The 22,061-nt window shown below is 54.5% G+C and carries 21 protein-coding genes; 18 read left to right on the top strand and 3 right to left on the bottom strand.

The window, feature by feature from the left end; all coding sequences use genetic code 11:
* Positions 1-14: 14 nt before the first annotated feature.
* The 7 genes from ET464_RS13170 to ET464_RS13140 all read left to right on the top strand — a co-directional run bounded on the left by ET464_RS13170 (position 15) and on the right by ET464_RS13140 (position 10,052).
* Positions 15-1,283 (top strand): glycosyltransferase, encoded by a 1,269-nt coding sequence (locus ET464_RS13170; protein ID WP_129441588.1) that lies wholly within the window; start codon positions 15-17, stop codon positions 1,281-1,283.
* Positions 1,264-2,514, top strand: coding sequence for a polysaccharide pyruvyl transferase family protein (locus ET464_RS13165; RefSeq protein WP_129441586.1), 1,251 nt, complete (start codon positions 1,264-1,266; stop codon positions 2,512-2,514). The genes ET464_RS13170 and ET464_RS13165 overlap by 20 nt, the downstream gene beginning before the upstream one ends.
* A complete protein-coding gene (locus tag ET464_RS13160) occupies positions 2,514-3,869 on the top strand; it encodes an oligosaccharide flippase family protein (RefSeq protein WP_129444378.1) in 1,356 nt (451 codons plus the stop codon). The genes ET464_RS13165 and ET464_RS13160 overlap by 1 nt, the downstream gene beginning before the upstream one ends.
* 161 nt (positions 3,870-4,030) lie before the next feature.
* Positions 4,031-5,404, top strand: coding sequence for a sugar phosphate nucleotidyltransferase (locus tag ET464_RS13155; RefSeq protein ID WP_129441584.1), 1,374 nt, complete (start codon positions 4,031-4,033; stop codon positions 5,402-5,404).
* Between the two features lie 34 nt (positions 5,405-5,438).
* Positions 5,439-6,737 (top strand): UDP-glucose dehydrogenase family protein, encoded by a 1,299-nt coding sequence (locus ET464_RS13150; RefSeq protein ID WP_129441582.1) that lies wholly within the window; start codon positions 5,439-5,441, stop codon positions 6,735-6,737.
* 67 nt (positions 6,738-6,804) lie between these two features.
* The gene (locus ET464_RS13145) at positions 6,805-9,081 is read left to right on the top strand and encodes a hypothetical protein (protein ID WP_129441580.1); all 2,277 of its coding nucleotides are present in this window, start codon (positions 6,805-6,807) and stop codon (positions 9,079-9,081) included.
* Positions 9,082-9,152: 71 nt separating this feature from the next.
* Complete coding sequence (locus ET464_RS13140; RefSeq protein ID WP_129441578.1) at positions 9,153-10,052, top strand: hypothetical protein; 900 nt, start codon at positions 9,153-9,155, stop codon at positions 10,050-10,052.
* Positions 10,053-10,074: 22 nt separating this feature from the next.
* On the opposite strand, the gene ET464_RS13135 is transcribed toward ET464_RS13140, so the two are convergent.
* Positions 10,075-10,422: a helix-turn-helix domain-containing protein gene (locus tag ET464_RS13135; RefSeq protein ID WP_129441576.1), complete on the bottom strand. Its 348-nt coding sequence runs from the start codon at positions 10,420-10,422 to the stop codon at positions 10,075-10,077.
* Between the two features lie 225 nt (positions 10,423-10,647).
* Between ET464_RS13135 and ET464_RS13130 the strand changes: the two genes are divergently transcribed.
* Positions 10,648-11,727: a lactonase family protein gene (locus tag ET464_RS13130; protein WP_129441574.1), complete on the top strand. Its 1,080-nt coding sequence runs from the start codon at positions 10,648-10,650 to the stop codon at positions 11,725-11,727.
* A 153-nt stretch (positions 11,728-11,880) separates the two neighbouring features.
* On the opposite strand, the gene ET464_RS20350 is transcribed toward ET464_RS13130, so the two are convergent.
* Positions 11,881-12,621, bottom strand: coding sequence for a tautomerase family protein (locus ET464_RS20350; protein ID WP_244226531.1), 741 nt, complete (start codon positions 12,619-12,621; stop codon positions 11,881-11,883).
* Between the two features lie 119 nt (positions 12,622-12,740).
* Between ET464_RS20350 and ET464_RS13120 the strand changes: the two genes are divergently transcribed.
* The 5 genes from ET464_RS13120 (at position 12,741) to ET464_RS13100 (ending at position 16,411) form a co-directional block, all read left to right on the top strand.
* Positions 12,741-13,646 carry a LysR family transcriptional regulator gene (locus ET464_RS13120; protein ID WP_129441572.1) on the top strand — a complete coding sequence of 302 codons (906 nt, stop codon included), beginning with the start codon at positions 12,741-12,743 and terminating at the stop codon, positions 13,644-13,646.
* Positions 13,647-13,773: 127 nt separating this feature from the next.
* Positions 13,774-14,244 (top strand): ferric iron uptake transcriptional regulator, encoded by a 471-nt coding sequence (gene fur / locus ET464_RS13115; RefSeq protein ID WP_129444376.1) that lies wholly within the window; start codon positions 13,774-13,776, stop codon positions 14,242-14,244.
* Positions 14,245-14,339: 95 nt separating this feature from the next.
* Positions 14,340-14,840, top strand: a complete 501-nt coding sequence (locus tag ET464_RS13110; RefSeq protein WP_129441570.1) for a DinB family protein — start codon at positions 14,340-14,342, stop codon at positions 14,838-14,840.
* A gap of 53 nt (positions 14,841-14,893) precedes the next feature.
* Positions 14,894-15,463, top strand: coding sequence for a DinB family protein (locus tag ET464_RS13105; RefSeq protein ID WP_129441568.1), 570 nt, complete (start codon positions 14,894-14,896; stop codon positions 15,461-15,463).
* Positions 15,464-15,619: 156 nt separating this feature from the next.
* The gene (locus tag ET464_RS13100) at positions 15,620-16,411 is read left to right on the top strand and encodes a lipid II flippase Amj family protein (protein WP_129444374.1); all 792 of its coding nucleotides are present in this window, start codon (positions 15,620-15,622) and stop codon (positions 16,409-16,411) included.
* Here ET464_RS13100 and ET464_RS13095 read toward each other — a convergent pair.
* On the bottom strand, positions 16,392-16,838 hold the full coding sequence (locus ET464_RS13095; RefSeq protein ID WP_129441566.1) for a hypothetical protein: 447 nt from the start codon (positions 16,836-16,838) through the stop codon (positions 16,392-16,394). The genes ET464_RS13100 and ET464_RS13095 overlap by 20 nt on opposite strands.
* A gap of 180 nt (positions 16,839-17,018) precedes the next feature.
* Between ET464_RS13095 and ET464_RS13090 the strand changes: the two genes are divergently transcribed.
* From ET464_RS13090 to ET464_RS13070, 5 genes are all read left to right on the top strand, one after another.
* Complete coding sequence (locus ET464_RS13090) at positions 17,019-18,713, top strand: M3 family oligoendopeptidase (RefSeq protein ID WP_129441564.1); 1,695 nt, start codon at positions 17,019-17,021, stop codon at positions 18,711-18,713.
* Positions 18,691-18,951, top strand: a complete 261-nt coding sequence (locus ET464_RS13085; protein ID WP_129441562.1) for a hypothetical protein — start codon at positions 18,691-18,693, stop codon at positions 18,949-18,951. The genes ET464_RS13090 and ET464_RS13085 overlap by 23 nt, the downstream gene beginning before the upstream one ends.
* Before the next feature lie 64 nt (positions 18,952-19,015).
* Positions 19,016-19,321: a phasin family protein gene (locus ET464_RS13080; RefSeq protein WP_129441560.1), complete on the top strand. Its 306-nt coding sequence runs from the start codon at positions 19,016-19,018 to the stop codon at positions 19,319-19,321.
* 39 nt (positions 19,322-19,360) lie between these two features.
* Complete coding sequence (locus tag ET464_RS13075) at positions 19,361-21,037, top strand: ABC1 kinase family protein (RefSeq protein WP_129441558.1); 1,677 nt, start codon at positions 19,361-19,363, stop codon at positions 21,035-21,037.
* A gap of 176 nt (positions 21,038-21,213) precedes the next feature.
* Positions 21,214-22,050, top strand: a complete 837-nt coding sequence (locus ET464_RS13070) for a basic amino acid ABC transporter substrate-binding protein (protein WP_341869695.1) — start codon at positions 21,214-21,216, stop codon at positions 22,048-22,050.
* Positions 22,051-22,061: the final 11 nt, after the last annotated feature.

Below are 22,061 nucleotides of genomic sequence, written 5' to 3'. Positions count from 1 at the left end.
TGGAGGCAATTACATTGAAGAAGCTAAACATAGCGTTTATTATCGGCCAATTTCCGTCTCTGTCGGAGACTTTTATTTTGAATCAGATTACAGGGCTGCTCGACCGCGGCCATCGCGTTGATATTTATGCCAGCCGGCCGGCCAAAACCGGCAAGATGCATCAGGAAGTGGTGCAATATCATTTGCTGGACCGCTGCATTTATGACGATATGCCGGGCTCCAGGGCGCAGTGCATGGCAGCGGCGGCCACAATCGTCATGCGCAAGCCCCGGCTTGCGAAACTGTTTAACGCCGTAAAGTACGGGAAAGAAGCCCTGTCGCTCAGGGCTCTTTTTATTGCCGATAAAATGGGCGGCAAAACGTACGATGTCATCTACTGCCACTTCGGCGATCTCGGCAAAATCGGCGCGTTATTGAAAGAAACCGGGGTCACGAATGCGCAAATCGCCACCACATTTCACGGGCGGGACGTGTCGGCTTATTTGGACCAGAAGGGAGCGGATGCGTACAAGCTGCTTTTTCAAAAAGGCGACTTGTTTATGCCGATCAGCGAAAACTGGAAATCGAAGCTTATCCGCCTTGGATGCGATCCGGACAAAACGATTGTCCACCGGATGGGCATTGATACCGGCAAATTTTCGTATATTCCGAGAATGCTGGAGGCCGGAGAGAAAGTCCGTCTCGTAACCGTGGCGCGCCTTGTCGAGAAAAAAGGCGTTGAATACGGCATCCGCGGCGTGGCGGAGGCGCTGAAGCATTATCCGCACATCGAATACGCCATTATCGGCGACGGGCCGCTGAAAGCTTACCTGCAAGGCGTTGTCAGCGATCTGGGGGTGCAGGACCATGTTTTCCTGCTTGGGTCCAAGGAGCAGCATGAAGTCATTCAAGTGCTGAACCAATCCCATATTATGCTGGCGCCAAGCGTTACCGCATCGGACGGCGACCAGGAAGGAATTCCGGTTGTGCTGATGGAGGCGTTATCGATGGGGCTGCCGGTCATATCGACGCTGCACAGCGGCATTCCGGAGGTAGTCTCGGACGGCCAGTCGGGGTATCTGGTGCCGGAGAAGGACAGCATGGAAATTGCCAGGACGATTCTGTACATGGCCGGCCATGCGGAGGAATGGGCGGATATGGGCCGGTTCGGCAGGCAGTTTGTCGAAAACCACTACAGCATCGACGGCCTTAATGACCGATTGGTGCAGCTGTTCCAGGCAGCTTCCAGCCAAGAAGCGTTTTGGGGAAAGGAGGCGTACGACGTTGAATATTCTCATCATTAATGTGCATTCTGCGAGAAACAAAGGCGACGCGGGCATTGTGCTGTCGATGATCGACTCCATGCGCGAACAGGTGCCGGGCTGCCGCATCCGCATTAAAAGCCGGTTCCCTCACGTGGATCAGCCGGCATACGACGTGCCGGTTAACGAAACGGTTCAAAATATTCTCGTTTCGGAAGGCACGACGAAACCGCAAAAGATCGGCTATTTGCTGCGGTTAATGAAATCGTACGCATTCAAGATTAAAGATCCGGATTACGAGTGGGCGGATGTGGTTGTCAGCTGCGGCGGCGGTTTTTTGCTGGCGCACGGGCTCAGCCTGATGACGCTGCAGCATTTTATCCAAATTAAAGCCGCATACGACTACAAGAAGCCGGTCGTCATTTATTCGCAGTCGATCGGTCCGCTGGTCGGCGGCTTTAACCGGAAGCTGGCGGCGAAGCTGCTGAACAAGACGTCGAATATATTCGTCAGGGAAACGATATCGGAGAAGCTTCTGCAGACGATTGGCGTAACGGCTCCGACGGAAGTCGTTCCCGACTCCGCCTTTTGCATGGAGATGGCGCCATCCGGAGAAATCGACGAGCTGGTCGGCAAAATCAGAGCGGAAATCGGGGACCGTCCGCTGATCGGCTTAACGGCGAGGGACTGGGTGTTCCCGGGGTTAAGCGGCCCGCAGGAGCGGCGCACCCGTTACATTCAAAGCTTGGCCCGCGCGATCGAGTACTTGGAGCGGACCTACCGCGCCAAAGTATTGCTGATGCCGCAGGTGCTTGGCCCGAACCCGTTCAACGATGACCGGATCATTAGCCGGGAAGTGCTGAAAGCGGGAGCAATCAAGGAGGCGGAACTGCTTGATTACGACTTTGCGCCGCGCCATTTGAAATATTTGTATTCCAAAATGGATATGTTCGTCGGAACGCGGATGCATTCCAATATATTTGCACTCGCTAACCATGTGCCTACTGTGGCGATCAATTACGAACACAAAACGCGCGGCATTATGGAGATGCTGAAGCTGAACGATTACGTGCTGGAGATCAACGACATTGAGCCGGCAGCGCTGATCGCGGCCGTGGAAGATTGCTGGAGCAGACGGACGGAGCTGCGGGCGCATTTGGCAGGCACGATACCGGCCATCACAGCGGCGGCATCACACCCGGCCCGTTACATCAGCGGCTTGAACAAAGGTAAAACGGGGATGGCGGTGCTTTCGTACGCCAGTGAGATGTGATGGCGAAGCGGTTCAAATCTTTTTTTCAGGCCAAAGGCCTGCTGAACACCATTTTGAAGACCAGCTTCACCAATATGCTGATGGTCTTTTTGAACATGCTCATTTCCGTTATTACCGCCCGCATTTTTGGCGTCGAGGGCCGCGGCGAGCTGACGGCTATTTTGTTCTGGCCGACGTTTCTGTCCAGCATTCTCAGCTTCGGGCTGCCGATGTCGCTTATTTACAACGTAAAAAACAGCAAAGGTTCGGCAACGGACTTTATCCGTACCTGCTTTATGTTCCAGATCCCGCTCAGCGCTGTCATGGCAATCGTGATCTGGATTTTTATTCCGCATTGGATGGGCGGCTATGGCAGCGGCATTATCCAGACGGCAAGATGGTACACCTTGTTTGCGTTTCCGCTATTTCTGGCGATGAACGTCATCTCCGCCATGGCGCAAAGCTTGCACAGGTTTGAAGTGTACAACAACCTAAGGCTGTTTATGCCTGTGGCCAACTTTTTGGGCTTGGTCGCCTTAGGGCTGCTGCATGTGCTGAGCATCACAGCGGCGTCGGCCGTTTATTTGGGGACCAGCCTGCTTGTCATTCTGTGGGCTTTTTACCGTTTGCGCCATGACCTGAAGTTTGACTGGCTCAGGAAGCTGTTTGATAAAACCGTGGCGGCGGCACTGTTCCGCTACGGCGGCAAAGTATACGGCGTGGATTTGCTCGGGACGCTGTACAACCAGTTCGACAAGCTGATCATTTTGTCGATGCTGACCGCGAAGGAGCTGGGGCTGTATACGGTCGTTTATTCGCTGTCGCGTCTCTTTAATGTGGCGCAAAGCGCAATTACGAGCGTCTTGTTCCCGACGGTGGCCGAGATGGATAAGGATAAAGTGATCCGGACGGTCGTCAGGGCGTTCCGCATTACGCTGCTAATTATGCTGGCCGCGCTGGTTCCTTGCATGGTTCTCGGGCATCTGTTTCTCGGCATCGTGTTTGGCAGCCGTTTTATGGAAGGCGGAACGGCGTTCTACCTGCTGTGCATCGAATGCGTGATCGGCGGGAACTCGTGGCTGCTGGCTACCGCCTTTAATGCGATCGGCCGTCCGGGATTTGTCCTGTTCCGCCAAATCGTGGCGCTGGCGGTCACTGTCGGCCTCATGTTTATGCTGGCTCCGGCGATGGGCATTAACGGCGTCGCGTTGTCGATGCTGGCCGGTTCGGTCGTGCGGATGGTGCTGAGCGTTGGAGCGGTGAAGATGACGTTCAAGACGCCTTTGTCCCATATGCTCATCCGCAAGGAAGATATGGATTTTGTATGGCAAAAGCTTCAGCGCCGCAGAAGCAAAAGCAAAGTGGCGGTGGAGTAGCTTGAGGGAAAGTGCCGCCGGAGGCTGCGCCCCGCGCAGCAGAACGCTGCACAGCGAGACGGGTTTATGCTTTCGAAGCCGGATTTTACTGCGATGTAATGTCAAGGAGCAGCGCTTCGTAAAACGGTTAGCCCCGTAAAACTTGGAGGAGGAAAATCGGCATGAAATTGGTACTTCTGTCGGGAGGTTCGGGCAAACGCCTGTGGCCGCTTTCGAATGAATCGCGTTCCAAGCAGTTTTTGAAAGTGCTTCAAACGGCTGACGGCGAGCTGGAATCTATGGTCCAGCGGGTTTGGAACCAGATCGGGCAGGCAGGCCTGCGCGAGCATGCCTACATCGCCACCAGCAAGCCGCAGGTCGATATGCTGTACAGCCAGCTTGGCAGCGAGCTTGAAATTATCGTTGAGCCGGAACGAAGGGATACGTACCCGGCGATTGCGCTGGCCGCCGCTTATTTGTATTCCGTTGCGGGCGTCAGCCTGAACGAGACGGTAGTGGTCATGCCGGTCGATCCATACGTAGACAGCGCATTTTTTGAAAAAGCAAAGGAACTGGAGCAGGTGCTGGAGCAGTCCGGCGCAGCTATTGCGCTGATGGGCGTCAAGCCAACCTATCCTTCCGAAAAATACGGCTACATCGTGCCGCAGGCCGGCCGCGCAGACGGCGCAGCGGCATATGTAAGAGTGGAAAGCTTCCGCGAGAAGCCCCGCGAAGAAGAAGCTGTCGCCATGATCGAACAGGCGGCGCTTTGGAATTGCGGGGTTTTTGCATTTAAGCTGGACCTGCTCATTAACATTTTGCTGTCTTACGGCTTTCCGATTCAATATGACGAAATGGCGCGGCAATACGGCAAGCTGCCCAAGACAAGCTTTGATTACGAGGTTGTGGAGCGCGCCAACCATATCGTAGCGCTGCCTTACGACGGCGAATGGAAAGATCTTGGCACCTGGAACACGCTGACGGAGGAAATCCGCACGCCGCTGATCGGCAAAGGCATCATGGCGGGCGACTCGACCAATACGCATGTCGTCAACGAGCTGGATATTCCGATTACGCTGCTGAACGTTTCGAATATTGTTGTTGCGGCAAGCCCCGACGGCATTCTCGTCTCGGACAAGGCGTCGAGTCCGATGATCAAAGACGTGATGAAGCATGCCGACCGCCGCCCGATGTACGAGGAACGCCGCTGGGGGCGTTACCGGGTGCTGGATTACGTCAAATATCCGGACGGCAATGAAGTGCTAACGAAGCGGATTTGCATCGCAGCAGGCAAAAATTTAAGTTACCAATACCATCTGCTGCGCGACGAGGTATGGACCGTTGTGGCAGGAAGCGGCGAGATGGTGCTGAACGGCAAGCATTTTCCGGTGCGCGCCGGAGATGTGCTCATGATCTCCAAAGCGAGCAAGCACAGCCTGCTGGCGCATACGGAGCTGGAAATGATCGAGGTGCAGACCGGGACGGAGCTGATTGAAGAGGATATCGTCCGTCTTGCTTTCGACTGGAGCGAAATTATGGACATTTGCGCCGTATAGCCGGCGGAATAGGAATGAATGGGAGAGTGCACAAATGAACATTACCGTGATTGGCACAGGTTACGTCGGACTCGTATCGGGCGTCTGCTATGCGGAGCTGGGCAACCGGGTCATCTGCGTGGATAAGGATGCGGGCAAAATCGCGGCGCTGCAAGCCGGGAGCATCCCGATTTATGAGCCGGGGCTGCAGGAGGTGGCGGCGGCTAACGCGGCGGCCGGGCGGCTTAGCTTTACGACCGGTTTGGCGGAAGCGGTCCGGGAGTCGGACATCGTCATTATTGCCGTTGGGACGCCGCCGATGCCAAGCGGGGAAGCGAATATGGCCTACATCGACCAAGCGGCGCTTGAAGTGGCGGAAGCGATGAACGGCTACAAAATCATCGCGGTCAAAAGCACCGTGCCGGTCGGCACCAATGAGCGGCTGCGCGAGCTGATCGGCAGCCGCACGGACGAGCGGTTCGACAGCATTTCGCTGCCGGAGTTTTTGCGCGAAGGTTCGGCGGTCCAGGATACGATGTATCCGGACCGTATCGTCATCGGTGCGGACAACAGGGAGGCTGCGGCAACGATGACCGAGCTGCACAAGCCGCTGACGGACAACATTATTGTGACCGATATCCGCAGCGCGGAGATGATCAAATACGCGTCCAATGCGTTTCTCGCTACCAAAATTTCGTTTATTAACGAAATTGCCAACATTTGCGAGAAGGTTGGCGCAGACGTAACCAGAGTCGCGGAAGGCATGGGCTACGACAAGCGGATCGGCAAGTCGTTCCTGAAGGCGGGCATCGGCTACGGCGGCTCCTGCTTTCCGAAGGATACCCGGGCGCTTATTCAAATCGCGGGCAATGTAGATTACGAGTTTAAGCTGCTCCGTTCGGTTGTCGAAGTTAACCAGGACCAGCGGTTTAATGTAATCCGGAAGCTGGAGGCAATCTTCAGCGGCCAGCTGCGCGGCAAGACGATTGCGGTATGGGGCCTTGCCTTTAAGCCCGACACCGACGACGTACGCGATTCGCCGGCGCTTGAAATTATTCAGTATCTGGTCGAAGCGGGCGTGAAGGTTAGGGCGTACGACCCGATCGCCACAAGCAATTTTCAAGCCGTATACGGCAAAGAAGGCGTTGTATGGTGCGGCGGTGCTATGGAAGCGGCAAAAGGCGCGGATGCGTTATGCCTGCTGACCGAATGGGATGAGTTTGCCCAAGTTGATCTTCAAGAGCTGCAAAACACGATGTGGCGGGCAATTCTGATCGACGGCCGGAATGTGTTTAAGGAAGAGGATCTGCTGGGCACTGCCTTTATTTATTATTCCGTGGGGCGTCCCGCCTGAACCAGGGCGTGAAGGAGCAAATGCCGGTATTGCAGCTTTAATTATAAGCAAATGAGGTGAATGATTCATGTCGCTAATGAAAAAAGCAACCGTATCGTCGCTTGCCGTTTCTATGGCGATTGCAGCGCTGGGCGCATTGCCGCTCAGCCCGCAAGGCGCCGCAGGCAAGCTGGGGGTTATTCAAGCCGCAAGCGCGGCTTCTGCGCCGTTTTCTTCCGCTGAATTTGTGGAGCGGATGAACGGCATTTATGCGGCATTGCAGGCAGGAGACCCTGCCGATGTGCAGGATGTGCGCAATTTGCGCGACGAGATTGCCAAGCTGAATCCGGCTGCGGATGCGTCGCTGCTGGACCCGGTATGGGACAAAATCGCCGCAAAGCTGCCTGAATCGGCCGACGCAGCGGCGTTAAAAACAAACTTGTTCAGCATGATACAAGCGGCGGGTTCGATCCGTTACGATTCCGGCGCATCCGACCTGGAGGCTATCCGGACGAATCCGCAATTCCGGGCAACGCTGAAGGCGATTGCCGCAGCCGGCGGCGACAGCGGCATTACGATGGACGATTTTATCGTCTTTTTATTCGGGGATGGAGGCTCGCGGGACGGAATCGAGGGCAATATCCGTGCAGCCGTCTCCAAGCTGTCTTCTTATGAGTTGCTTAGCCTGCTTAGCAGCAATGACAAAATAACAGCGCTGCTGACGCAGGCGCTGGCGAAGCAGCTGGCGCAAACGGATCAATATAAGTTCAGCGCGATTTTGGGCCATCTGGGCGTAACGGCGCAAGATGCGGCTTCGGCGATCCGGAACTTCCAGAACAAACTTCAATATGATGTGCCGGCCATTAACGCTTTGGCGGTCGCTTATGTCCGGTCTGAAGCGGAAGCGGCGGCAGCGGTCAGCGAAGACGGCCTGCAGCAAAAGTTCAGCCTGAAGGTGCTGGGCATCTCTATTCCTTCCGTCGCGCTGCAATGGTCCAAAGTATCCGGCAGTGATGATGTGACGGTCAAGCCTGACGGCACCGTATCCATTCCGCCGGATGTCGAGCGTGCATCCGCTGTTATTCAGGCGAAGGTGCTGAACCCGTACGGCGGATCGCCGAAGGTTATTTTCCAGCAGGAGGTTACGCTGCAGGCGGCTGCTTCCGCGTCGTTCCCGGTCCAGTCATTTTTGACGCGGATGGCCAAGCTTCAGGCCTCGCTGATGCAAGGGGATGCAGCTGATATTCAAGCGGTCAAAAACTTGCGGGATGAACTGGCGAAGCTAAGCCCGGCACAAGTATCCAAGCTGCTGAGCCCGGTTTGGACGCCGATCTCGTCCAAGCTTCCGGCTTCGGTGGACAAGGAGCAGCTGAAGCTTGCTTTGTCCGGTATGGTAGCTGCAGCCGGAGCAGTCGCCATTAATCCGACGGAGGATTCGGTCAAAGCGCTGCTGGGCAATGAAGCGTTCCGCACAGCCGTGCAGACGATTGGCGCGGCAGGCGGCGTGAAGCGGCTTACCGTCGATGACCTGCTTGTGTTCTGCTTTGGCGATGGCGATCAGCTGGGCGGCGTAGCGGGCAAAGTCCGCGATGAAGTGGCGTCTTCCAGCCAGCAGGAGCTTGCGCAGCTTATTTTGGGCGGCGCTGATGCAACCGGTCTCGTGCAGGAGGCGGCTGCCGATGTTTTGGGCGACCATCATTACAAGGTGAGCGAAGCTTTGGCGAACCTTGGCGTTAAAGCAAGCGATTTGAGAGCGTCAGCGGACGCGGTTCAACAGTCGCTGAAATACGACAAGCCGGCGGCGCAGGCATTGGCGGCCGCCTATATTCGCACGCAGATCCAAGCGAATGTGAAAGTGTCCCAGAAAGGCAAACAGCAGGATTACAGCCTTATTTTATTTGATAAGCCGCTGCCGTCCGGGCTGGTGGAGTGGTCCAAAGTGTCCGGCGACGCCGGCGTTAAAGTAAGCAGCTCGGGCAAAGTGACGCTGGCTAAAGGCGTTTCCGGCGGCAAAGCGGTTATTCAAGCTGCATTAAGAGGATCGGCTTGGACACCGGGCAAAACGATTTTCCGCCAGGAAATTACGATTGGCGATGATTACGGAAACGGCGGCGAGCAGCCGGGGCTGGATGCCGTATTAGACGGGTACAATACGGTTATGAACGGCATTAAAGCCGAATTGGCCAAAGCCAAAACGATTCAGGAGCAGTTAGGCGTAGTTCTGAAAGCGGTGCAGGCATCCAAAGATGCCGTTGAACAGGTGAACGGGCTGACGATTTCCGCATCGGCTAAGGTGAAGGCGTCCAGTGAAATTGTTGCGCGTCTGGCAAGCGTCATCGGTTCGGCGATATTAGGCAAATTTTAATGATCAAGCAGCCTTCCTCTTTGCAGGGGAAGGCTGCTTTTGATGTGTATGGAGCAGGGGGATTATGAAACATGATGAACGCATGGAAACGGAAAAGGCACCGCCGGAGCAAACGGAAAAGAGACCCGATTGTGACTGTTTTATCGGTCATTGCGGTTATGCTGCTGTTTGTTTGGGGCGGATTTTACGCCAATGACAAAATAGCTGGAGGCACAGGGAGCGGCGGCAGCGGAACAGCGGCAGCCGGAACGCAGGAGACGCCTGCCGATCCGGACAGCCTGCCGGGCGGACAGGACAGTGCCGCCGCGCAAGGCGGCGCGGAAGCCACGCCTGCGTCAGCGCCGGAAGTGACGCCGGAGCCATCCGCTCCGCCGGTATCCGGCAGTACCGCAGCGCCGCAGGAGCCGCCGGGCAAACCTCAGCTGCAGTCCGTGAAACCGCCTGCGCAGCTGCCCGGAAAAACACAATCCAAGCCGGGGCATCAAACGGCTTCTCCGGCAGCGCCGCAGCCTTCGCCTTCGGCTGTTCCGCCGGCTTCGGCACCGCCTTCGGCCGGCCCGTCGCAGCCGCCTGCGGCTACGGATAACGGTTCCGGCAGCGTGAGCAATAGCGGCGGGAATTCAGGCAGCAATGAAGCGGGAAGCGATGATGCGGAAGGCCAATACGAGCAGCAGCTTATTGAAGTGCAGGCTATGTGCAGCAGCAGCGCGGAGACGATTCTGAGCAAAGGAGAGCAAGCGATCAGCGAGCTGCAAAACAGCGGCGACCTGGACGCGGCAAAGGTAAAGCAGCAGCAGCTGGTGCAGGAAATGGAGGAAGCCGGACAGACTTGCAAAGACCGGTTTCAAGCGGTTGTGGATCAGGCTAAATCGGATTCGGTTGCCGACGAGTCCATCGCGGCATGGGAGCAAACGTACGATATATTGGAGGAGCAGTTCAGAAGCAGGGCGGAAGAGCTGGGTAATATGTAAAGGCCGCATTTGAAAGCCTGTGTCAGCTCGTTTTAGGGCGGTCCCGGAGCACGCGGTCAAGCAGGCTGAAGATGAGCGCGATGTCTTCTTTCTCCAGCGGGACGCCGTCCCAGTGCAGCTGCTCATAGTTTAAATATTGCTTGGCGTTATGATTCACTTCCGGAGGGTCCGGATGGTCGCTTAAACCTAGAAGATAATCGGCCGATGTGCGCAGCTTGATGGCGATCGTCTGAATCGATTCAATAGTAGGCTGGCGGTATCCGGACTCGTAGCCGGCATAGGTGCTTTTGGCAACCCCTACATAATCGGCAACTTCCTGCATGGTCAATTTACGCGATTTCCGCAATTGCTTAAGCCGCTGTGCGAACATGTTCGAATCTCTCCCAAACTTAGAATAATAGCTGCCGGGCTGTTGGCCGGATCGTCGTTATCCATTCGAATGTAAAGGTTATTATAACATGATTGTTTTCCTTGCAACATGTACCGAAGCTGAATGGAGCGCTATTCTATTAAAAATAAGGAGCGGAGACGCTTTTGCCGCATGCCGGGATGAGTGGTACAATGTCGGTATTATACAAAAGCGAGGGAATTGGACATGACAGAACAACAACGAATGCTCATTTTTGCGGGGTCATATGCGGAGCCTTCTGCCAGCGGCGTCTATACCTATGAATGGAATGAAGCGGCAGGCACGCTGACGAAGCTGAGCGAAGTAGGCGGCTTGAAAAACCCGACCTTCCTTAACCTGGACGCAGCGGCAAACAAGCTGTATGCGCTCGCTGAAATCGCCGGCGCCGACGGCTCCAAGCAAAGCGAGGCGATTGGTTACCGCATCGATCCGAAAGCGGGCACGCTGACGGAATTTACACGCGGCCTGGCTTCGAACGGTCCGACCTGCCACATTCAAAAAAGCCCGGACAGCCGTTATTTGACGCTGACCAGCTATCATAAAGGCACAGTAAGCCTTGTAGAACTGACGGAAAGCGGAGAAATCGGCCGCCTGCTGGACGAGCAGCAGCATATCGGCAAGGAAACCGATCCTTCCCGGCGCGACATTCCGCATCCTCACTCTTCGTTTTACAGCCCGGACGGCCGGTATTTGCATGTGCCGGATTTGGGCATCGACCGGATTATGACTTATGTGCTGAACCGCGAGGCAGGCAAGCTGGAGCTGCACGGGGAAACGCTGCTCCATGCCGGAGCGGGCCCGCGCCATCTCGTTTTCCATCCAAACGGACAATTTGTTTATGTCATTAACGAGCTGGATTCGTCGGTTACCGCTTTTGCATACGAGGCGGTTAGCGGCAAGCTGACGGAAGTGCAAAATTTATCGACGCTTCCGGAAGGCTACAGCGGCGACAACGGCTGCGCCGAAATCGCCATTTCGGCGGACGGCCGTTATTTGTACGGCTCGAACCGCGGCCACGACAGCATTGTTGTGTACGCGGTAGATGCGGCAAGCGGCAAGCTTGCCGTGGTGGAGCATGTATCGACGGAAGGCGGCCACCCGCGCCACTTCTCGATTTTGCCGGGCGGGGAATTCCTGCTCGTTGCAAACCGCGATTCGGACAACAATCTGGTTATGTTCCGCGTGGACCAGGCAAGCGGCAAGCTGCAGGCTGTTTGCAAAGAGCAGCTTTCCAAACCGGTTTGCGTATGGGCAAGCCGCTTCTAGCTCTCCTATAAAGCTGACTGCCAAGCTGCGGAGCGGCAGCCGTTCCAACCGCTCCCTGCACGAAGAAGCCCGCCTCTTACATCATGTAAGAGGCGGGCTTTTTTTTCGGTTCGGCTATTTGCCGCACTGTGTATATGCGGGAAGCCGCATGGTTCAGGCTTTGGCTCGCTTGGCAGCGGCGAACAGCTCCGCGGCCGGCGCGGCAGCGCTGGAAGCGCGCGGCCAGCCGGCGTAAAACGCCAGATGGGTAATGGTTTCCGTAAGCTCCGCTTCGGTAACGCCATTGTCCATCGCCAGCTTCATATGGAACCGCAGCTGTGCCGTTTCGCCGGAGGCGATCAGCGCTGCGACGGTGATCAAGCTCCGGTCGCGCGGCGCAAGCGCTTGGCGGAGCCATAAGTCGCCGAATAAAACCTGGTCAGTATAATCGGCCAGCTGGGGGACAGCCTCGCGGAGCAGCTTCCGGGTTTCGGAGGCGGCAGGGCCGGAGTCGCTTTTTCCAGCAGCCGCAGCAATCATTTGGGCTTCTCCCATGCCAAATGACCAGTCCGCCAGCTCCGACTCCATCAGCTGCACGAAGATGTCTTCCTTGCGGATTTGACAGCGCTCCTGCAGCAGCCGGGCAAGCGTATCGTAAAAGGCCAGCTTTTGCTCCTGCGTGCGGCCCGATCGCATCGTTACTTGGATATAGAGCAGCTTGTCGCTTCTGCGGATTTCCAAATAACTGGGGCTGTACCGGAACTCTTCGGCGCTGTGGCTGGTAAACACTTGAAAATAGTCTTCTTCAGGGATAGAAAATTGCTCGATTAATGCCGTTAATATAGTAGTGCTGATTCCATCCAGCTGCTCCGGCCGGTATTGGTCTTTCCGGTAATCAATGCGGACAAAAGGCATTGCGATCAGCTCCTTCTTATCATTATGCTAGTATTGTATGCCCCTTTACTTCATTTATAAAATTGAATATATTGAATACAATATTTCATATTTCGAATGGAGAAGGGCGGGAGGCAAGGATGGATTTGAAGGAGCTGACAACGTTCCGGACCATAATAAAGGAAGGGACGTTCTCCAAAGCGGCTGAGGCGCTCCATTATGCCCAATCCACGGTTACCCATCAAGTGCAGAGGCTGGAGAAGGAGCTTGGTTTCCCGCTGTTCAAGCGCGGCTGGGAGGCGGAACTGACCGAGGCGGGGCAGCGTTTCGCCAAAGAGGTGGACAGCCTTATCAGCCACTGGCAATACGCAGCGGATCAAGCGAAGCAGCTGCAGCAGGAAGAGCTTGGCACGGTGAAGATCGGAGCGATCGAACCGGCAGCAGCGGACCTGCTGCCGGATGTGTTAAGCCGGTTCCGGGAAGTGAAACCTAACGTCAATGTAGAAGTGGTGGTCGGCAATACGGATGTGTTGGCTGCGGCGCTGCAGCGGGGCGGGCTTGATGCAGCCGTATGCGCGGAAGTAGGCCGTCCGTCTGATTTTATATTCGAGCCGCTGTATAAGGAGGAAATCGCTTTTATCGCGGCGAAACAACATCCATTGGCAGACAAAAAAGAACTCGCCCTCAAGGAGATTGCTGCATATCCGCTTGTGGTCGGCGGGAAAACTTGTTTGTACAGCTTAAAGCTGGAGAAGGAGCTGGCTGTTATGGATACGGTGCCGTTCAGCCATTCCATTAGCCAAATATCGGCAATACCGGCCTATGCAAGCAAGCTGGGCGCCGTCGGCGTTGTGCTGCGTTCGACGCCGGTCAGCGAAGCGTTAGCCGTACTTCCCGTAACAATGGCAGATCCTTTTATCCCGGTAGGGATTGTACGGAGGCGGGAAGGCGATTATTTTGCCGCCTTCAAGCACTGTTTCTTAGACATTTTGCGAGAGGCATGTTATGCTCGAGTAAGCCATTTGGAAATGAAGAAACCCGTATGATTTCATATGGTTAAAATATACGCTTTGATCTTTTAAAGGATTTGCGTTATTATCAATTTAGAATCATTCTAAATTGGAGTGCGGAGTTTTACTGGAATTATCCCAGGGGGTGGCAAACATCGTGAACATTCAAGCGGAAATCGATAAAATTAACCAGCAGCTCGCCGTGAAAGGGTATAAGCTGACTAGACAGCGCGAAGCGACGGTACTGGTGCTGCTTGAGAACGAAAAGGACCATCTGAGCGCGGAAGAAGTATTTATGCTTGTGCGTGACAAGTTTCCGGATATCGGCCTTGCAACGGTATACCGGACACTGGATTTGCTGCACGAGCTTCATATTGTAGAAAAAATGAATTTTGGTGACGGCGTTGCCCGGTACGACCTTCGTGGAACTGAACAGGCGCATATGCATCACCATATCATTTGTACGGATTGCGGCTCAGTAGTGGAAATCAAAGACGACTGGCTGCTCGAGCTTGAGCAGCGTGTGGAGCGGGAATACGGCTTCACGGTCATGGATCATAGGCTGGAGTTTCTTGGCACCTGCAAAGATTGCAGCAGCAAAAAAACCGAAGCTTCCCGCCAGGCGATCTCATAAATATAAGCAGCTTAGAGAAGCAAATGTCGAAGGCATCATTGTCAAGACGTTTGCTTTTTTTTATTTTCGTCCAATGATGATTGGAGGGATTATGTATGCTGGCCGTGGTGCAGCAGCAATACGATTGGATAAAGGCCGCTCGGAACAGTCTGTTTGCTTTTATGGAAGAAATGCCGATACGGCTGCTTCATCAACCGGTTCCCGGTTTTGGGCACAGGACGATGATACAGGCTCATCTTCATGTAGTAGGTAGTTACCGGTTCTGGCTGGATTCTTTTGCATTTCGAAAATTAAGCGAGCATAAGGATACCGCAACGGATGAAATTGAACGCGCAGATGTACGGCATGTGCGCAGCCGGTTTGCAGAGGCGGATGATATCGTGGAGCGTTTTCTGACCGCCTATAGCGACCGCTTGTTCGAGCCTATCATACAAAGCGGGAAGTGGCAGGGTTACCCGCAAGCGCCTACTCCGCTGCTGCTGTTAAACCATGTGCAGACGCATGAATTTCATCATAAAGGACAGATTGTCATGCTGGCCCGGCAGCTGGGATTCCCGCCTCCTGCAGATGACCGTCTGGGAGGGTTGTTTACATAAAGCTTTGCCATCATCATTACGCCCGAATAATAACGATAGGAGGAATTTTCAGGATGAACAAAATGGAGCTTGTAAGGCTTGGCTGGGATAACGCTTATGATCAAGTGGACTGGTATCCGCCGTTAGGCGAAGCGCTGGAGGGGTTGACGGCCGAGCAGGCCAACTGGCGCCCGGAAGGAGCAGCAGCTCATACGATAGCGGAAATCGTCCGGCATCTGACGTATTACAAGGAGCAGTTCCGCAGCCGGCTGTCCGGCGACGATAAGCCGGATTACGGCGAGCCTGCCGCATCTAACGAAGCGACGTTTGAAGTTTCGCAACGCGGCGGGTCTGCGGGCGGCAGTGAAGCGGCGGCGGAAGCGCCGGAAGACGGCGGCGGGCCTGCGGGCGGCAGCGATGAGGAAGCATGGCTGGCCGCCGTCGAGCGGCTGGACCGGGTGCATCATGCGGTCAGGGCTCTGCTTGCCGAGCTGGACAAAAAAGATTTTGAACGGCTCATTTCGCAGCAGAAGCTTGGCACATGGGCGTTCAGCCTCATTATGCATGACGCTTACCATACCGGCCAAATTATTCAGCTGCGCAAGCTGCAGGGCTCGTGGCCGGCAACACGGTCCTATTCTTAATAGGACGCTGCAAATACAATGCTGCAACATGCAAAGCCGGTGGATGCCCACCGGCTTTTTGTTAGGGGTAGAGGGAAAATCAGGGAGCGTATGGAATACCATTAAATTAGTGGTCACCGGCATTTTATTATGCAAACGGAAGGATTCGTGAATCAGTTGCTTCAGAGTCTATTGGTAGTATGTGTGCTGACGATGATTATCCATACGGCGGAGACGTTGTCCTATTCCGTCCGGTATGCCGGCGTCAAGCTGAACAAGGTAGCGGTCGCGTTGTCGCTGACCGGCATTATTGTGCTTGTGTCGCGGACAGCGAACTTGATCCAGGCGCCGCTGACCGCCAAATTCGTGGATCATGCCAGAGTCGATACATCGTTTGATCTGCTGCTTTATTTACGGGCGATATTGCTTGCTTCTTCGGTTGGCACGATCGCAGCCATTGCCTTGTTCCCGACCTTCGTGCTGCTGTTCGGGCGTATTATTGCGAAGCTGGAAGTGGCCGGCTCGCTGCCAAGGCTGATTACAAGCGTTACCATCGGGCAGTTGAAAAACACAAAGCATTACATACGCAAGCCGTTTGTTTCGCTCCGGTCGTTCCGTTATTTGGATGTGCCCAAACGATTTATATTATTAAATATTGTTGTAACCGCCTTCTATACGGTTGGCGTCATGTCTTCCTTGTATGCCGCGCATTTGGTGCCGCATTTCAGTACGACCGCTTCGCAGGCTTCCGGCATTATTAACGGCATCGCTACGGTGCTGCTCACGATTTTTGTCGATCCCCAGCTGGGCTTAATTATGGACAAAGCGCTGCGCGACGAAAAAGCGAAAGATCAGCTCGGCAAAGTGTACACGCTGCTGATGGTATCGCGGTTTTTTGGCACTTTGCTTGGGCAGGCGCTTATTGTGCCGGCCGCTTATTTTATCAGCTTTATTGTGAAGCTGATTTAAGCGGCTCCGACTTGTAGCTGATCAGCCCGTACGTGCGGCCGTCCCGCGCATTGTTCAGCTTGAGCGTCAGCCGTTCGGGCGGCGCATCGCCGTTATATTTGGTTACGGCGATAATCAATTCGAAATAAAGGCCGCCGCCTTCCGCCGATGACGGCCAATCATCAATATCCGGCGCGTATAAGCGGCGGACCCGGATGACTGCAGTTTGGTCGTATTGAATGTACGCATCCGTAAAGATGATGGACAACGCGCGCTGGATGTCGGGCGCCAGCAGTGCCGCCAGCAGAGCGTCTCTGCTGTCTTCGCTCGGGCGGGCGGGGTGCTCCGCCTCCGCGCTATTCGCTGCCGCTGTAAGAGGAACCAGCCATAACATCATCACAATAGCGAGCAAAGCCGCTCCCCTTGCGGATAACTTTGTTACACGCATAATTATTCACCTCGCGATTAACGTTCCCGGCGCCCCGCGCATTATGCGCATTCGGGCTATTCCCTTCCTCCATGACTAAGCTATTGCTCGCTTTGCCTCCCGTAGAATAGATTTCCTGATTTTTGCAGGATATAATGGGGATATTCAATTATTTCTGGTCAGAAAGGGCAGGTGTAAAAGATGAAATTTAATGAATTCGTTTATGAACGTCCGGACGTGCAGGCGGTCGAACAGCAGTTCAATCAGTTGCTTGAGGCTTTTCGCTCGGCAGAAACCTTCGAATCGCAAAATGAGGTCATGGCTCATATTATCAAGCTGCGGAACGAGCTGGATACCGCAGGACAACTCGTTTACATCCGCCATTCCATTGATACCAACGATGCTTTTTATAAAGCCGAGCAGGACTTTTTTGATGAAATGATACCGGTGTTTCAAGAGCATATTTCGAATTATTACCGCGAGCTGATCGGGTCGCCGTTCCGTGCGCAGCTCGAGGACAAATGGGGCAAGCAGCTGTTCCGGCTTGCGGAACTTTCGCTGAAGACGTTCAGCCCCGAAATTATCGCCGACCTTCAGCAGGAGAATAAGCTGCAGACCGAATACAGCCAGCTGATCGCATCGGCCAAAATTATGTTCGAGGGCGAGGAACGCACCTTGTCCCAGCTCGGGCCTTTCGCACAGTCCACGGACCGCGATATGCGCCGCCGGGCGGAGGAAGCGCGCACGAGCTTTATGGCGGAGCATGAGGCTCAGCTGGACCGGATCTACGACGACCTCGTCAAAGTCCGCACCACCATTGCGAAGAAGCTTGGTTACCCGAGCTTTGTGGAGCTTGGTTACGACCGGATGAGCCGGACCGACTACAATTCCGAGATGGTCGCTAATTTCCGCAAGCAGGTGCTGGAGGACATTGTCCCTGTTGCGACTAAGCTGAAGCGGCGCCAGCAGGAGCGGATTGAAGTCGATCAGCTGCTGCATTACGATGAGAGCTTCAGCTTCAAATCAGGCAACGCCAAGCCTAAAGGTGATCCGGACTGGATCGTAGCAAACGGGGAGAAGATGTACGCCGAGCTGTCTCCGGAAACGGATGTATTTTTCCAATTTATGAAAAACAACGGGCTGATGGATCTTGTTGCCAAGAAAGGGAAGCAAAGCGGCGGTTATTGCACGTACATAAGCGGGTATAAAGCGCCTTTTATTTTCTCCAATTTCAATGGCACTTCGGGCGATATAGACGTATTGACGCATGAAGCCGGCCATGCGTTCCAAGTGTACGAAAGCAGAGGGTACGAGGTGCCGGAATATTCGTTCCCGACCTATGAAGCTTGCGAAATCCATTCGATGAGCATGGAGTTTTTTGCATGGCCGTGGATGAATCTGTTTTTTGAAGAGGATGCGGATAAGTACCGTTTCAGCCATTTGGCAGGAGCGCTTACGTTTATTCCGTACGGGGTAGCGGTAGACGAATTTCAGCATTATGTATATGCCAATCCGGAAGCGACGCCGGAGGACCGGAAGCGGGCATGGCGCGACATTGAACGCAACTATTTGCCGCACCGCAATTATGCGGATAATGATTATCTGGAGCGCGGCAACTTTTGGCATAAGCAAGGGCATATTTTTACGACGCCGTTTTATTATATCGACTACACGCTCGCTCAAATTTGCGCCTTTCAATTCTGGAAAAAGATGTACGAGGAGCGCAGCGCAGCGTGGGCCGATTACGTCCATCTTTCCCGCCAAGGCGGCAGCCGATCCTTCACCGAGCTGGTGCAGATCGCCGGCCTGATCTCGCCGTTTGAAGACGGCTGCGTAAGCTCCGTTATCGGGAGCATCGAGCAGTGGCTGGACAGTGTGGACGACAAAAGCTTGTAAGCAGGACCACATTCGGCTCCGGCACATGCCGATGACGCTGGAAGTCCGGCTTCCCGGCGGCAAGCGGACCATGATGGTGCGCAAGCAAGAAGCGTTTTCTAATGCCAGGCAAGCTTCGCTGCGGCTTAAGGCGCAAAGCAAACAAGAAAAGCATCTCGCCGAACCCCGGCGGAGCATCGGCTCCGCCGGGGTTTTTTGGGGTTTGGCGGATTCGGCGGGCTTGTCTGAAATCCGTTAGGTTAGAACGGCGTTCCGCTACATATACTTTAGAGAAAACATGTAAATAAGGCGGTGGATGGGAAATGAAAGATTTGATCAACAAAATGATATCGTTAGGCTATGGCGTGGCGGAAACAAGCAAGGAGCAAATCGAGAAACTGGTGGATGAGCTGGTGAAAAAAGGGGAAATCAGCCGGGCCGAGTCGATGGGGCTTGTGAACGATATTATGGTCAAGGCGGGAGAAGCGCAGCGCAAAGCCATGGATTCGATCCGCGACGCGGTTGCTTCCGTAGCGGCGGAGCTGCAGCTCGCAACCAAAGAGGATGTGGAACGGCTTGAACGGAAAATTGACGCATTGTCAGGCAATCTGAATGAAACGGAAGGCTGAACGGCCTAAGCTGCGGCGGTGCATAAGGAGTGAGTAAACGTGAGCCTTGGCAAAAAAATACGGCGCCTGCAGCGGTATCAGGAAATAACGAAGGCGTTTATTAAAAACGGCTTCGGGTTCGTCGCCAAGGATATCGGGTTAATCGAGCTGCTGCCTTTCCAGCGAAGGGATGAAGACCATAACGCCAGCCAACGCTCGATTGGCCCGAGGCTGCGGATGATTTTGGAGGAGCTCGGCCCGACCTTCGTCAAGCTGGGCCAGATCGCCAGCACCAGGCCGGACTTTATTCCGGCGCCGCTTATTAAAGAACTGGAGCACCTGCAGGACCATGTTGCCCCTTTTCCGTACGAAACGGCGGAGGTGATTGTGGAAAATGAACTAGGCGCGCCGATCGGCGAGTTGTTCCGCGAATTTGGCCGCGAACCGATCGCATCTGCATCCATTGGACAAGTGTACCGCGCGGTGCTGCCGGACGGCACGGCGGTTGCGGTTAAAGTACAGCGTCCCGGCATTGAGCGCCGGATTGCCGTTGATCTGGATATACTGAGCGAGCTGTCCCGGCAAGCCGAAGCGCGGCTGGAATGGGCGCGCAAATACCGGCTGGCCGATATGATCGGCGAACTGTCGCGTGCCTTGCAGATGGAGCTGGATTACCGCGTGGAGGCGCGGAATACGGAACGTTTTGCAGCTAACGCCAAACGCTGGACCCATCCGGTGCACATTCCCTCTGTATACGGGGAGTATTCGTCCCGTAAAGTGCTGACGATGGATTACATAGAAGGAATTAAGCTGTCTGAGCGGGAACAGCTGTCGGAAGCGGGTTATGATTACAAGAAGCTGTCGGAAATTTTTGCAATGACGATACTGGAGCAGGTATTGTTTGACGGCTTTTTCCACGGCGATCCGCATCCCGGCAACGTGCTCGTGCTGCCCTGCGGCGAGCTGGCGCTGCTTGATTTCGGAATGGCCGGCCGTTTGTCCGAGGAGATGAAGATGCAGTTTGCTTCTTTTGTCATTGCGCTGCGGGGGCAAAGCACGGACGGCGTTATCCGCGCCATCAGCAAGCTGGGCATTATTCCGGAGGAGACGGATCGTTCGGCGCTTCGCCTGGATGTGGACGAGCTCCGTGAAAAGTATTACGATCTTCCGCTGCAGGAAATCAGCATTGGCGAAGCGGTAGGCGACTTATTTCGCGTTTCGATCAAACACGACATTCGGATTCCGTCCGACCTGACCCTGCTTGGCAAATCGCTGCTCACGATGGAAGGCGTGGTCGAAGCGCTCGATCCGGAATTTAGTGTATTTGATGCGGCGGAACCGTTTGGCAAGCGGCTGCTGCTGGAGAGGCTGGACCCGCTGCGCGCCGCGCGAAAATGGGCAGGCAAGCTGCCGGAATACGCCGACCTGCTGGAAGAAATTCCGCTCCGGTTCAAGGATGTGCTGGGCCTTATTAAGAAAGGGAAGCTGGGGCTGGAAGTTTCGCTGCAGGACGAGGAGCGGTTCGCCAAAAAACTCGACCGGATCGGCAACCGGCTGTCGTTCAGCATCGTCCTGCTGTCGTTCAGCCTCATTATGGTCGGTTTAATTATCGGTTCCTCCATGGGCCAGCAAAACACCGTTTTGTGGCAAATTCCGGCGATTGAGATTGGACTGGCGATTGCGCTCGCGATGTTCGTGTTTCTCATCTATTCCATCTTTCGCTCAGGCCGGTTTTGACTGCCGGCCTTTTTTGGTTTGCCAATTACGGGCACGAGGAGCATGGCAGGCAATTCCTCTGGTTTGCCTATACCATGTTATATTATCTTACACAAAATGAAGGAAATGATTGTAACCTTTCTATAATCCTGCTAATATTTCAGTAGAAATACGAATATCGGGCAGGGGGAATGGGGATGAAGCGAGGTTTATGGTTAGTATTATTAACACTATTTGCGATGGTTATGGCAAGCTGCGGAAATACCGGTAAAGGCAACTCGGAATCACTTTCATCGGCATCGCCCGGAGAAACGTCCGAGCCTGTCAGCCTGTACAAAATTGCAACCGATGCTTCCTATGCGCCGATGGAAATGATGGATAAAGACAAAATTACCGGCTTTGATATTGATTTTTTGGCCGAGGTTATGAAGCAGGCCGGATTGTCCTATGAAGTGGAGAATACCGGCTGGGACTCGCTGATGACGAGCTTAAGCTCCAATAAGTCAGCTTTTTCGGCGGCAATTTCTGCGATTTCGATTACGAGCGAGCGGGAGCAAACGTATGACTTCTCAGCGCCTTATTTTGAATCGACGAATATGATTGTCAGCAAAGCCGGAAGCGGCATTCAAAGCGCGCTGGACTTAAAAGGGAAGAAGGTAGCAGTGCAAGGCGGCACAACGGCGGATGAAATTATGACCGGCATTATGGGAGAAGGCAGCACCGATTTGAAACGGTTCGACAGCAATACGCTGGCCCTGCTTGAGCTGGCGAGCGGCGGTGCGGACGCAGTTGTGGCCGACATCGCCGTTGTGAAGGAATATATTAAAAATAACCCCGACGCCAAGCTGGAAGGCGTTGTCGACAAGCAAAACTTCAGCACCGAATTTTACGGAATAATGTTTCCGAAAGGCGGAGAGCTGAAAGCGAAGCTGGACCCGGCCATTCAAGCGGTCATTACGAACGGCAAATACGCTGAAATCTATCAAAAATGGTTTGGTGAAGAACCCGACACCGCCGCATTGCTGAACCCGTAGAAACCGTCATC

Source organism: Paenibacillus protaetiae (assembly GCF_004135365.1).
Classification (GTDB): domain Bacteria; phylum Bacillota; class Bacilli; order Paenibacillales; family Paenibacillaceae; genus Paenibacillus_AP; species Paenibacillus_AP protaetiae.
This window is presented reverse-complemented; position numbering and strand designations above follow the sequence as displayed.